Origin of the sequence: Bradyrhizobium sp. HKCCYLRH1034, from assembly GCF_051168375.1 — a bacterium.
Classification (GTDB): Bacteria; Pseudomonadota; Alphaproteobacteria; order Rhizobiales; family Xanthobacteraceae; genus Bradyrhizobium.
Genome location: NZ_JBNPUW010000001.1, coordinates 502,577 through 514,854 on the forward strand (window position 1 = coordinate 502,577; position 12,278 = coordinate 514,854).

At 65.8% G+C, this 12,278-nt stretch carries 9 protein-coding genes; 5 read left to right on the forward strand and 4 right to left on the reverse strand.

From position 1 onward, the window contains the following. The first annotated feature begins 40 nt into the window (after positions 1-40). The 4 genes from ACQR0W_RS02275 to ACQR0W_RS02290 all read left to right on the forward strand — a co-directional run bounded on the left by ACQR0W_RS02275 (position 41) and on the right by ACQR0W_RS02290 (position 3,841). A complete protein-coding gene (locus ACQR0W_RS02275; protein WP_316186856.1) occupies positions 41-1,552 on the forward strand; it encodes an ABC transporter substrate-binding protein in 1,512 nt (503 codons plus the stop codon). A 145-nt stretch (positions 1,553-1,697) separates the two neighbouring features. Beyond that, positions 1,698-2,639 (forward strand): ABC transporter permease, encoded by a 942-nt coding sequence (locus tag ACQR0W_RS02280; protein ID WP_315715755.1) that lies wholly within the window; start codon positions 1,698-1,700, stop codon positions 2,637-2,639. 64 nt (positions 2,640-2,703) lie between these two features. Next, positions 2,704-3,534 (forward strand): ABC transporter permease, encoded by an 831-nt coding sequence (locus ACQR0W_RS02285; protein WP_316186884.1) that lies wholly within the window; start codon positions 2,704-2,706, stop codon positions 3,532-3,534. A gap of 25 nt (positions 3,535-3,559) precedes the next feature. Then, positions 3,560-3,841 (forward strand): hypothetical protein, encoded by a 282-nt coding sequence (locus ACQR0W_RS02290; RefSeq protein WP_315776418.1) that lies wholly within the window; start codon positions 3,560-3,562, stop codon positions 3,839-3,841. A gap of 121 nt (positions 3,842-3,962) precedes the next feature. Here ACQR0W_RS02290 and ACQR0W_RS02295 read toward each other — a convergent pair whose 3' ends face one another. From ACQR0W_RS02295 to ACQR0W_RS02305, 3 genes are all read right to left on the reverse strand, one after another. Continuing rightward, positions 3,963-7,061 carry a MexW/MexI family multidrug efflux RND transporter permease subunit gene (locus tag ACQR0W_RS02295; RefSeq protein ID WP_316186857.1) on the reverse strand — a complete coding sequence of 1,033 codons (3,099 nt, stop codon included), beginning with the start codon at positions 7,059-7,061 and terminating at the stop codon, positions 3,963-3,965. 80 nt (positions 7,062-7,141) lie between these two features. Continuing rightward, complete coding sequence (locus ACQR0W_RS02300; protein WP_316170596.1) at positions 7,142-8,332, reverse strand: efflux RND transporter periplasmic adaptor subunit; 1,191 nt, start codon at positions 8,330-8,332, stop codon at positions 7,142-7,144. A gap of 1 nt (position 8,333) precedes the next feature. Continuing rightward, complete coding sequence (locus ACQR0W_RS02305; RefSeq protein WP_315715751.1) at positions 8,334-9,020, reverse strand: TetR/AcrR family transcriptional regulator; 687 nt, start codon at positions 9,018-9,020, stop codon at positions 8,334-8,336. Between the two features lie 280 nt (positions 9,021-9,300). Here ACQR0W_RS02305 and ACQR0W_RS02310 point away from each other — a divergent pair, with 280 nt between their 5' ends. Continuing rightward, positions 9,301-10,518: a cytochrome P450 gene (locus ACQR0W_RS02310; protein WP_316170597.1), complete on the forward strand. Its 1,218-nt coding sequence runs from the start codon at positions 9,301-9,303 to the stop codon at positions 10,516-10,518. Between the two features lie 746 nt (positions 10,519-11,264). On the opposite strand, the gene ACQR0W_RS02315 is transcribed toward ACQR0W_RS02310, so the two are convergent. Beyond that, a complete protein-coding gene (locus tag ACQR0W_RS02315; protein ID WP_316170689.1) occupies positions 11,265-12,206 on the reverse strand; it encodes an NAD(P)H-binding protein in 942 nt (313 codons plus the stop codon). Positions 12,207-12,278: the final 72 nt, after the last annotated feature.

Genomic DNA, 12,278 nt, shown 5'->3' on the forward strand with positions numbered 1-12,278 from the left:
GCAACAACGCAGGCTGCATTCGCGTGAGGGACATCGGATGATGAGGAACTGGTGCTTGGCCGCGGTCGCGGCCGTTGTCGTCGCCTCTTGGGGGCCGGTCGCGCAGGCGCAGACCACCTTGCGCATCGGCCTTGCCGAGGACCCCGACGTTCTCGATCCGACCATGGCCCGCACCTATGTCGGCCGCATCGTCTTCGCCGCGACCTGCGACAAGCTGTTCGACATCGACGACAAGCTCAACATCGTGCCGCAGCTCGCGCTGTCGCAGCAGACCTCGGCCGACGGCAAGGAGGTCACCATCAAGCTCCGGCCCGGCGTCAAGTTTCATGACGGCGAGCCGTTCGACGCTGAGGCCGCCAAGTTCTCGCTCGACCGCCATCTCACCCTCCCCGGCTCGTTCCGCAAGCCGGAGCTGGCCTCGCTCGATCATGTCGACGTCGTCGATCCCTTGACGATCAAGCTGGTGTTGAAAGCGCCGTTCTCGCCGCTGATCGCCCAGCTCACCGACCGCGCCGGCATGATGGTGTCGCCGAAGGCGGCCAAGGAGGCCGGCGACAAGTTCGGCCTGCATCCGGTCTGCGCCGGTCCCTACAAGTTCGTCGAGCGCGTCCAGCAGGACCGCATCGTGTTCGAGAAGTTCGCCGACTACTGGAACAAGGACAACGTCTTCATCGACAGGATCGTCTACCAGCCGATCGTCGACGCCACGGTGCGGCTGGCGAACCTGAAGTCCGGAGCCCTCGACCTGATCGAGCGCGTGCTCGCCACCGACATCAAGGACGTGCGCGCCGATTCCAAGCTTGCGCTGTCGACCGCGATCGAGCTCGGCTATCAGGGCATCACGCTCAACATCGGCAAGGACAAGGCCAAGGGCCCACTCAGCCAGTCCGCGAAGGTGCGCCAGGCGCTCGATCTCGCGATCGACCGCGAGGCGCTCAACCAGGTGGTCTTCAACGGCGAATTCATGCCGGGCAACCAGTGGGGCAATCCCTCGCATCCCTATTATCAGAAGGCCTTCCCGGTGCGTGCCCGCGATGTCGAGAAGGCAAAGGCGCTGCTGAAAGAGGCCGGCGTGACGACGCCTGTCGCGGTCGACTTCATGGTACCGAAGGGCGCCGAGACCGAGGCGGCCGCCCAGGTCGTACAGTCGATGGCCGCCGAGGCCGGCTTCGACATGAAGATCCGAGTGACGGAGTTTGCGACCTCGTTGAAGCAGGCCGAGGCCGGCGACTATCAGGCGTTCATGTTGTCATGGAGCGGCCGGATCGATCCCGACGGCAACAGCTACGTGTTCCTGCACAGCAACGCGCCGCAGAACTACAGCGTCTGGGCCAACGCCGAGGCCGACAAGGCGCTCAGCGACGCACGGCTGGTGACCGACATGGCCCAGCGCAAGGCGCTTTACGAGAAGCTGACCAAGCTCGAGATCGAGGACGAGCCGATTCTCTACCTCTACCACCGACGCATCCTGATCGCGCACACCAAGAAGCTCGAGGGCTACAAGCAGATGCCGGACGGCCTGGTGCGCGTGATCGGCCTGAAGCTGAAGTGAGCAGTCACTTGGCCCCCCTTCGTTGGGACGCGACCGCGACGCCTCGCGCGCGCTGCGCTCCCTCGCCCCTTGTGGGGGAGGGAACGCTGGGAGCACGACCGGTTTCCGATGACGCGCCGGGTGACTGCCGCGAGGGACGCAGATCATGCTGACGTTCCTCGCCCGCCGCATCGCCCAGATCATCCCGACGCTGATCTTTGTCTCCATCCTCATCTTCTCGCTGCAACAGCTCCTGCCCGGCGACCCCGCGCTGGTGATGGCCGGCGAGGAGCGCGATCCCGCGGTGATCGAGCAGATCCGCAAGCAGTATCGTCTCGACCAGCCGCTGCCCGTTCAATACGGCTACTGGATCAAGGGCGTGCTCTCGGGCGATTTCGGCGAGTCGCTGCGCATCAAGATGCCGGTGCGCGACCTCATCCTGCAGAAGCTGCCCGTGACCCTGCAGCTCGCCTCGATGGCGATCGTGATCGCGTTCCTGATCGGCATTCCCGCCGGCATCGTTTCCGCCGTGAAGCGCGGAACGGCCTGGGACTATGCCGCCAACCTGTTTGCGCTGTGGGGCATCTCGACGCCGAACTTCTGGCTCGGCATCATGCTGATCTTCCTGTTCTCGATCCAGCTCGGCTGGCTCCCCGCCTCCGGTTACGTCTCGCCCGCAGAGGACTGGCGGGCCAGCCTCGCCGCCACCATCATGCCGGCCTTCGTGCTCGGCAATGCCATCGCCGCGATCCTGATGCGCCACACCCGCAGCGCGATGCTGCAGGTGCTGGGCAGCGACTACATCCGCACCGCGCGCGCCAAGGGCATCTCCGAACGCCAGGTCATCCTGCGCCACGCGCTGCGCAATGCCCTGACGCCGGTGATCACGCTGGGCGCGCTCGAGCTCGGGACGCTGTTGTCCGGCGCCGTGCTGACCGAGCAGATCTTCTCGATCCCCGGCTTCGGCAAGCTGATCGTCGATGCCGTGTTCAATCGCGACTACGCCGTCGTGCAGGGCGTCGTGCTGGTCACCGCCACCGTCTACATCATGCTGAACCTGATCGCCGATCTCGCCTATGTCCTCGTCAATCCGCGGCTGAGGAGCTGAGATGGCCGAGACGACGCTGTCAGCTCCGCACGGGGCACGCGCCCTCGCCCCGCTCGAACGGCCGATGCAGCGCACCTTGCGCCGACTGGTGAGGCGCAAAGGCGCCATGGTCGGGTTCTGCCTGATCACGGCCTTCATCCTGCTCGCCGTGCTCGCGCCGGTGGTGGCGCCCTACGATCCCATCAAGACGAGCTGGGCGCTGGTGCGCAAGGCGCCGTCGGCGGCGCATTGGCTCGGCACCGATGATCTCGGCCGCGACGTGCTGGCCCGCGTCATCTACGGCGCGCGGGCCTCGCTGCTGGCCGGAGCGATCTCGGTCGCCATCGCGCTGGCGATCGGCGTCCCGATCGGCATGATCGCAGGCTACCGCGGCGGCTTCCTCGATGCCCTGATCAGCCGCATCACCGACGCGATGCTGGCCTGCCCGTTCCTGATCCTGGCGATCGCGCTGGCGGCGTTCCTGGGGCCGAGCCTCGGCAATGCCATGATCGCGATCGGCATCTCGGCGACGCCGATCTTCGTCCGGCTGACCCGCGGCGAGGTGATGAGCGTCAAGGTCGAGGAATATGTCGAGGCCGCCCGCAGCGTCGGCGATACCGACCTGCAGATCGCGGTCAGGCACCTCCTGCCGAACATCATGCCGGCGCTATTGGTGCAGGCGACGTTGTCGGTCGCCGCCGCCATCATCGCCGAGGCCGCGCTGTCATTCCTAGGCCTGGGCCAGCAGCCGCCCGCCCCGTCCTGGGGCAGCATGCTCAACGCCGCCCAGCGCTTCCTCACCAACGCGCCGTGGATGGCGATCTGGCCCGGTCTTGCGATCTTCCTCGTCGTGCTGTCGCTCAACCTCCTCGGCGACGGCCTGCGCGACGCGCTCGATCCGCAGCAGGAGGAGTGAGCGAGGTCTCTCCATGCTAGCTCGAATGGCTGAGGATCTCCTGCGATTGTTGACGATCGTCGACATGGGGGCTGGCGTCGTGATCTGGGCGCTGGCGTTTCGCGAGCGGGTCTTGATGGCGAGCCATGCACCGGAATGGCGCGGCTGGTTCACGCTCCGCCGTGTGACTGCCGACGAATATTCCCGCGCCTATCGCGCGCACTTCCATCGGTCATTGCACTACGCCTTCGCGTTTTTCATCATCATCGGCATCGCCGCTCTGCTGATCCTGCTCGACCATCTGTTCTTTAAGAGGCCGCTGTGCTGAGCGCCGCGGCGGGCGCCGCCGGCCGTGACGACAGTAAGGGGAGAAAGAGACGGCCCGACAAAAACGGCGACTGCCAGGAGCAGCCGCCGTTGATCTTCAGCCCCCCAAAGAAACTGCCCGCTCACGTCGCCTTCAGCGCGTGGTCGGTCTCGGCGTCGAACTGGGCGATCTGCCGGGCGCGCAGCGACTTGGCGGCGGCCTGGTGGTTGGTGGCGATGACGGTGTAGACGGCCGGCAGCACGAACAGTGTGAACAAGGTGCCGATCGACATGCCGGCGACGACGACGAGGCCGATCGAGAAGCGGCTGGCGGCGCCGGCGCCGGTCGCGGTCAAGAGCGGGATCAGGCCGGTGACCATCGCCGCCGTGGTCATCAGGATCGGCCGCAGGCGGATGCGCGCGGACGTCTCGATGGCGGTGCGGCGGTCCATCCCCTCGTTGAGCTGCAGCTCGTTGGCGAACTCCACCATCAGGATGCCGTGCTTGGTGATCAGGCCGACCAGCGTCAGCAGGCCGACCTGGGTGTAGATGTTCATGGTCGCCAGCCCGAAGAACAGCGGGATCAGCGCGCCGACGATCGCCATGGGCACGCTGATCATGATCACCAGCGGATCGCGCAGGCTCTCGAACTGCGCCGCCAGCACCAGGAAGATGATGACCAGCGCGAAGCCGAAGGTGATGGCGAGCTGATTGCCCTCCTGGACGTATTGACGGGCGTCGGCGAGATAGTCGTGGCTGAAGCCGGACGGCAGGTTCTTGGCCTGCTTCTCCAGGAAGTCGACCGCCTGCCCGACGGTGACGCCCGGCATCGGCACGGCGGAGAAGGTCGCCGAGTTGAGCTGGTTGAAATGCGTCAGCGAGTTCGGGTCGGTCGCGGTCTCGATGTTGACGACGGTCGACAGCGGCACCTGCTGGCCGGCCGAGGTCGCGACATAGTAGCCGGACAGCGATTCCGGCGAGATCCGCTTGTCGCGCGGCACCTGCGGAATCACCTGATAGGAGCGGCCCTCGAGGTTGAAGCGGTTGATGTAGTTGCCGCCGAGCAGTACGGCCAGCGTGTTGCCGATCGACTGCATGGTGATGCCGAGATCGCTCGCCTTGCTGCGATTGATCCAGACCTTGACCACCGGCTGATTGAACTCGAGGTCGCTGTCGGAGACGATGAACATGCCGCTCTTGCGGGCGGCGTCCTTCAGCTTGGCCATCTGCTCATAGACCGCCTGGAAGCCGCTGGTCGAGCTGATCACCATCTGCACCGGCAGGCCGCCGGGGCCGCCCGGCAGCGCCGGCAGGTTGAAGGCGAAGGCGTTGATGCCCTCGATCTTGGACAGCTCCGCCTGCACCAGCGGCTTCAGCTTGATCGAGGAGCGCGTGCGCTCGTCCCAGGGCTTGAGCAGCATGCCGGCAAAGCCGCCCTGCGGGCCGAGGATGCCGTTCAGAACGAAGCGAAGGTCGGTCTCGGGGAACTTCTGGAACGCCTTGTCGACCTTGTCGGTGTAGAAGTTGATGTAGTCGATGTTGGCGTATTTCGGTGCCTTGGTGATCGAGAACACGATGCCCTGATCCTCCTCCGGCGCCAGCTCCTTCGAGGTGTGCATGTAGAGGAAGCCGACGAGGCCGAGGATCGTCAGCGCGAACAGCGCCGTCACCGGCCGGTAGTCGAGCGAGCGGTCGAGCTGGCGGCCGTACCAGCGCGTCATCGCGCCGAACACCCGGTTGACGAGCCGCGTGAAGCGGCCCTCCTCCGCGCTGCGCAGCAGCACCGAGCACATCATCGGCGACAGGGTCAGCGCGATGACGCCGGAGACGATGACCGAGCCGGCGAGCGTGAACGCGAATTCGCGGAACAGCGAGCCGGTGAGACCGCCGAGGAAGCCGATCGGGGCATACACCGCAGCCAGCGTGATCGTCATCGAGACGACGGGACCGACGATCTCGCGGGCGCCCTGCAATGCGGCCTGCACGGGTGCTTTGCCCTCCTCCAGATGGCGATGGATGTTCTCCACCACCACGATGGCGTCGTCGACGACGAGGCCGATCGCCAGCACCATCGCCAGCAGGGTCAGCAGGTTGATGCTGAAGCCGAGCGCCAGCATCATCGTGCAGACGCCGATCAAGGACAGCGGGATCGTCACGACGGGAATGATGACCGAACGCAGCGACGCCAGGAACAGGAAGATCACGACGATGACGATCAGCACGGCCTCGCCGAGCGTGTGCTCGACCTCGTCGATCGACGACTGGATGAACTTGGTGGAATCGTAGGCCACCTTCATCTTCATCGACGGCGGCAAATTGCGCTCGAGGTCCGGGAACAGCGCGCGCACGCCCTTGACGATGTTGAGCGGGTTGCCCTGGGGCGTCGCGTCGACGCCGATGAAGATCGCGCGCTCGCCGTTGAAGGCGACGCTGGCGTCGGTGCTCTGCGCGGCGAGCTCGACGGTGGCGATGTCCTCCATGCGGACGAAGCCGCCGTCCTTGGCCTTGACGATCATCCGCTTGAACTGGTTGACGTCGGTCAGGCCGGTGTTGGTCGTGACGTTGGAGACGATGAAATAGCCCTTGGCCTGGCCGGCCGCGGACTGGAAGTTGTTGGCGGCGATGGCCGCCGCCACATCGGTCGGCGACACGTTGCGGCCGGCCATCTTCTCCGGATTGAGCCAGATCCGCATCGCAAAGGTCTGGCCGCCCAGGATGTTCGCCGCGGCGACACCATCGACGGTCGACAGCACCGGCTGCACCACGCGCGTCAGATAGTCTGATATCGCCGAGCCCGACAGCTCCTCGCTGGAGAAGCCGAGATACATCACCGAGGTCGTCTGTCCCGTCGTCTTGGTGACGATGGGATCGTTGGATTCCTTCGGAATGAGGTAGCGGACCGAGTTCACCTTGGCGAGCACCTCGGTGAGCGCCTGGTTCGGATCGAAATTGAGCTTGATGAACACCTGGATCGTGCTGGTGCCCTGCACCGAGGACGAGGTGATGTAGTCGACGCCCTCGGCGGATGCGACCGCCTGCTCCAAGGGCGTGGTGATGAAGCCCTGCATCAGGTCGGCGGAGGCGCCGGGATAGACGGTCGTCACGTTGACGACGGTGTTGGACAGCTTCGGATATTGCCGGATCGGCAGCACGAAGGCGGCGCGCAGGCCGAGCAGCAGAATGAGCAGGCTGACCACGACCGACAGCACCGGGCGCTTGATGAAGATATCGGTGAAACGCATCGCGGCAATCCCGTCAGCAGAAGTCAGATGAGGTCCGGGCGGGCCGCCTCAGGGCGGCCCAGCATTGGATCAGAGGTCGCTCAGTAGCGCGGCGGCTTCGCCGGGACCGGCGGCAGCGGATCGGTGGAGATCGCGACCGCGGCGCCGGACTGGATCTTGAGCTGGCCGACGGCGACGACGCGATCGCCTTCCTTGAGGCCCTTGAGGATCACCGCGCGGCCGTTGATGCGGTCGCCGGTCTGCACATAGATGCGGTCGGCCGTCAGCGCGGTCTTGCCGTCGTCGGTCTTCTTCTCGTTGATGACGAACACCGAGTCGCCATAGAGCGTGTAGTCGACCGCGGTCTCCGGCACCGTCAGCACCGGCGGCTTCTCCGGCAGCACCACGGTGGCGGTGGCGAACATGCCCGGCTTCAGGATGCGCTCCGGATTGGCGATCGTCGCCTGCACGCGGATGTTGCGCGTGTCGGTCGCGATCTGCGGCTCAATCGTGGTGATTTTGCCTTCGAAGGTCCGGCCCGGATAGGCATCGACGCCGATGCGGACGGTCTGGCCGACCTTGAGCTGGCCGCTGTCCTTCTCCGTCACGGTGAAGTTCACCCACAGCTCCGACAGATCGGTCAGCGACACGATCTGCGTGCCGGCGCTGAGATACTGGCCAACCTCGACCTTGCGGACGCCGAGATCGCCGTCGAACGGCGCGCGCACCAGCTTCTGCGCGATCAGCGCCTCGGTCTTGGCGATGCCGGCCTGGGCCTGGTCGTAGGCGGCCTGGGCCTGGTCGACGGTCGCCTGCGGCCCGAACTGGCGCGACGCCAGCTGCTTGGCGCGATCAAGCGACAATTGCGCCACAGTCACCTGGGCCTTGTAGTTGGCGAGATCGCCCTGATCCGGCGCGTCATAGAGCTGCACCAGCGGCGCGCCCTGCTTCACCGTGGAGCCCGGCGTGAACATGATGTCGGTGATGCGGCCGCTGACGTCCGAGGTCACGTTGACCTGATGCACGGCGGCGAGATCGCCGACTGCGGTCAACAGGTTCGGCACCGTCTCCGAACTCGCCGTCGCGACGCTGACGTTGAGCGGCGGCGGCTTCATGTTGGCGAAGAACTGCGCGATCATCTTGTCGCGGAACATGTTGAACCATACGAGACCGCCGACCAGCGCCACGAGCAGGCCGCCAACCACGATGAACCACAGCACCGGGCGGGTGCGCTTGCGCGGCTTGCCGTCGACCGGCTTTCCTGAGAGCTTGGGTTCCGTCGCAATGTTCATGTCATGCACTTTCTGCCGTCGCCGGCCGGGCCGGAGGTTGCGACAATTCGTGATCGAGGTAGCACGCAATGGCGGCGTCGGTCAGTCCGATGCCGCGCAGGATGAATTCGCTGAGCTGGCGCTCCAAGCTCGCCGCAGTTCCATACGGCACACAGGGAATGGATGGAAGCCGCGTCAATGCCGCCATCAATACCGTGTGATGCGCGAACCAGAACAGATCGCGCGGCGCGGCCGCCAATCGCACGGCGTCACCGGAGGCAACGGCGCTGTCCAGAGAGTTAACGAACTTGGCGCCGATCAGATCATCGATCTTCGTATACAGCAGCCTTGCGAACTCGCCATCGTCGAGATGGCTCGACGCCATCAGCCGCAGCCGCTGCTCTTCTTCCTCATTGGGGCCGTCGGCAATGCCGAGGAAATGCCGGACCATCCCGGCCATCAGCATGACCAGCGTCGCGGTCGAAGGTTCCTGGCTGAGCAGCACCTCGAAATCCGGATCGGTCTCACACTCCTCGGTGAGGATCTCCGCATAGAGCGCCGCCTTGGAGGGGAAATGTTTGAACAGCAGCGCTTCCGAGATCGCCGCCGCGGCGGCCACGCTCTTGGTCGTGGTGCCGGCATAGCCATGACGCGCGAAGCAGCGCTTGGCTGCACCGAGGATCAGCTGCCTGCGGAGATCGCTTGTCATGCGCAAAGTGGACATCGGCCGTGAGTAAATACTCACTTGATCTGTGTCAAGAAAGATGCCGCGGCGCAGCAGGGTCGGCGGCCAAGTCCCTGAAATTGCAGGCGGGATTTCACCGGCGCCAAAGGCAATTTTATACCTCTCAAAGCGGCGGATCTGGGGCACCGCTCCATCGGTGGACGCAAGGCCGCGCGGAGACCACCGCGGCGGGCACATTTTCTTCCGCCGCTCGCCGTGCGACGGTCGCCGGGACAAAAACAAGAATCGGCCGGGAGGACCAGACATGACCGACGACGCAGCGCTCGCCAGCCAGTTCGATCTCGAGAGCCTGACGCCGGAGTTCTACGCCGATCCCTACCCGACCTATCGCGCGCTGCGCCGGCACGCCCCGGTCAAGCGCATGCGCAACGGCTCCTATTTCCTCACCCGCTACGACGATCTGATCACCGCCTATAAGGCAACCAGGACGTTTTCGTCGGACAAGAAGCGCGAGTTCGCGCCCAAATACGGCAACTCGCTGCTGTACGAGCATCACACGACGAGCCTCGTCTTCAACGATCCTCCGGCGCACACCCGGGTGCGCCGCCTGATCATGGGCGCGCTGTCGCCGCGCGCGATCGCCGAGATGGAGCCGGCGCTGATCGCGCTGGTCGACGGACTGCTGGACCGGATCGCCGCCAAGGACCGCTTCGAGCTGATCGAGGATTTCGCCGCGGCAATTCCGATCGAAGTGATCGGCAACCTGCTCGGCGTGCCGCACGAGGAGCGCGCCCCCTTGCGCGACTGGTCGCTCGCCATCCTCGGCGCGCTCGAGCCGGTGCTGTCGGCCGAGCAATTCGCCCGTGGCAACCAGGCGGTCGGCGACATGCTGACCTATCTCAAAGACCTGGTCGCGCGGCGGCGCGCGGCTCCCGGCAATCCCGAACGCGACGTGCTGACCCGGCTGATCCAGGGCGAGGCCGACGGCGAGCGGCTGAGCGAGACGGAGCTCTTGCACAACTGCATCTTCCTCCTCAATGCCGGCCACGAGACCACCACCAATCTGATCGGCAACGGCCTCGTGCTGCTGGGCCAGCATCCGGCCGAGCGCAGGAGGCTGATCGAGGCCCCCAACCTGATCCGCACCGCGGTCGAAGAGATCCTGCGCTACGAGAGCTCCAACCAGCTCGGCAATCGGATGACGACGGAAGCCGTCGAGCTTGGCGGCATCGCGTTGGCGCCCGGAACATCGGTCACGCTGTGCATCGGCGCTGCCAACCGCGATCCCGCCCAGTTCGACGATCCCGAACGCTTCGACATCACCCGCCTCGCCAACCGCCACCTCGCCTTCGGCACCGGCGCCCATCAATGCGCAGGGATGGCGCTGGCAAGGCTGGAGGGCGCCGTGGCAATTGGGCGGTTCTTGGCGCGGTTTCCGAACTATCAGCTCGAGGGCGAGCCAGTGCGCGGCGGCCGGGTGCGGTTTCGCGGGTTTGCGAGTGTGCCGTGTGTGGTCGGCTGAGGCGAGGATCACGTTGCGCGGCGTGACCGGAGCAATTCAGTCCGCAATCCGCTCTACGCGCGGCTGTCGGAAGGTCCGACCAGCGACACAAAGAGGGTGATACCCGCCCGCTTCCGCCGACACTCACCCGTCGAAAGAATTTTCTTTCTTTTTTTCAGAATTCGTGTATACGTTCTCCCGTCCCGCCTCACACGAGGGGCGCTTCGCGGTCGTCACGAACGTCGGGTGCGGGATGCGGTGGGCGTGTCGGTGCTGCGCGCGAGTGAACCTCGCGCGGACGAACGGCAGCGATGCGCACGGTCAAGTCGCGTGGTCCTGACACCCCGACGCTGGTGTCACGCCCGTGCCGGCGCTCACGCGCCGCGCGGGCAACGGTGGCCAGAAAGCCCGGAGCACCGGGGAGAACGCGAAGCAGCCGTCAAACCATCGCGCGGGGAATGCCGGGTGTTCTCGGCTGAACCTGTGGTTCCTGCCGCCTGCATTTTTTCCGCAGGCGGGCCATGGGTGCGGCCAGCGCCCGGCATTCCCCGTGCCCTCTTCTCGAAGAGGGCAGGACGAACGGTAAAGCTCGGACGCGAAACGCGCCGCGAGAAGAAGACCGCATGTCTCATCTCTCCGTCATTGCGAGCGAAGCGACCTGTCCGCCAAAGCCCGAAGGGCGACGGCGGAAGCAATCCAGGGCCGCGCCCGCGACTCTGGATTGCTTCGTCGCTTGCGCTCCTCGCAATGACGCGGAGAGATCGAGGTTAAAACACAGCGTGATCGCCGCGCTCGGCGGTCGCCTCGCCGCGGATCAGCCTGGCGTAGTAGTCGAACAGCGTCTCCGATCCCGTCGACGGCGTGGCGTCGGCGTCGTAGCGGCCGGTGGCGGGATCGAGCACCAGCATGGATTCGGTCGCGTAGTAGCGGCCGATGCGGGCGAGCTCCGCCTTGTCGGCCAGCGACGGCACGATCCGCTTGGCGACATCGAGCCCGCCGATGATGACATCGAGCAGCGCCACCGGGACGTGCCGGAAGTGCGGCTTGTGTCCGAGCAGCGCGAACAGATGCTCGCCCTGTTCGATCGGCGTGATGGCGGGGCCTGGGCCGCCGATCGGCAGCACCCGGTTCCAGCGGCGCTCGTCATCGAGACATCCGGCCAAATAGTCGCCGAGGTCCCCGTCGCTGATCGGCTTGCACGCCGTCAACCGGCCGTGGCCGAACACCAGATAGGGCCGGCCCTGCTTCACCCGCGCGACCTGTCCCGACAGCGACTTGAAGAACGCGGTCGGGCGGACGATCGAGTAGGTCAGCCCCTGCTCCATCAGATGCGCTTCGAACGCCAGCTTGGCCCTCTGAAACGCCAGCAGCGGCTTCTGCACGCAGATGGCGGACAGCAGGACGAAGTGACTCACACCGGCACTCCGCGCGGCATCCAGCACGTTCACATGGGCTTGGTAGTCGATCGCCTGGGCATCCCTGGGCACGCCGGTCCGCGAGGCCATGCAGGACACCACGGCGTCGAACCGCTCACCGCCAAAGCCGTCACGTGCGAGGGAGGCGGGATCGGTGACATCCCCCGTCCTGACGGTGGCGCCCGCGATCTTCACGGCGTCATGGCGCGGATGCACCAAGCAGACCACCTCGTGCCCGCGCGCGACGAGCGCGCGTACCGTGGCACGGCCGATCGTTCCCGTCGCGCCAAGCATGAAGACGCGGCGTGGACGGGACACAGTGGCGGGAGCCGGTTCGGAAGGAGAGATCATCGGCGTGGCAAAGAC

Bases quoted from the DNA above. Each gene is read 5' to 3' on its own strand.
- ACQR0W_RS02275 (WP_316186856.1), top strand. From the start codon at position 41: ATGAGGAACTGGTGCTTGGCCGCGGTCGCGGCCGTTGTCGTCGCCTCT.
- ACQR0W_RS02280 (WP_315715755.1), top strand. From the start codon at position 1,698: ATGCTGACGTTCCTCGCCCGCCGCATCGCCCAGATCATCCCGACGCTG.
- ACQR0W_RS02285 (WP_316186884.1), top strand. From the start codon at position 2,704: ATGCAGCGCACCTTGCGCCGACTGGTGAGGCGCAAAGGCGCCATGGTC.
- ACQR0W_RS02290 (WP_315776418.1), top strand. From the start codon at position 3,560: ATGGCTGAGGATCTCCTGCGATTGTTGACGATCGTCGACATGGGGGCT.
- ACQR0W_RS02295 (WP_316186857.1), bottom strand. From the start codon at position 7,061: ATGCGTTTCACCGATATCTTCATCAAGCGCCCGGTGCTGTCGGTCGTG.
- ACQR0W_RS02300 (WP_316170596.1), bottom strand. From the start codon at position 8,332: ATGAACATTGCGACGGAACCCAAGCTCTCAGGAAAGCCGGTCGACGGC.
- ACQR0W_RS02305 (WP_315715751.1), bottom strand. From the start codon at position 9,020: ATGACAAGCGATCTCCGCAGGCAGCTGATCCTCGGTGCAGCCAAGCGC.
- ACQR0W_RS02310 (WP_316170597.1), top strand. From the start codon at position 9,301: ATGACCGACGACGCAGCGCTCGCCAGCCAGTTCGATCTCGAGAGCCTG.
- ACQR0W_RS02315 (WP_316170689.1), bottom strand. From the start codon at position 12,206: ATGCTTGGCGCGACGGGAACGATCGGCCGTGCCACGGTACGCGCGCTC.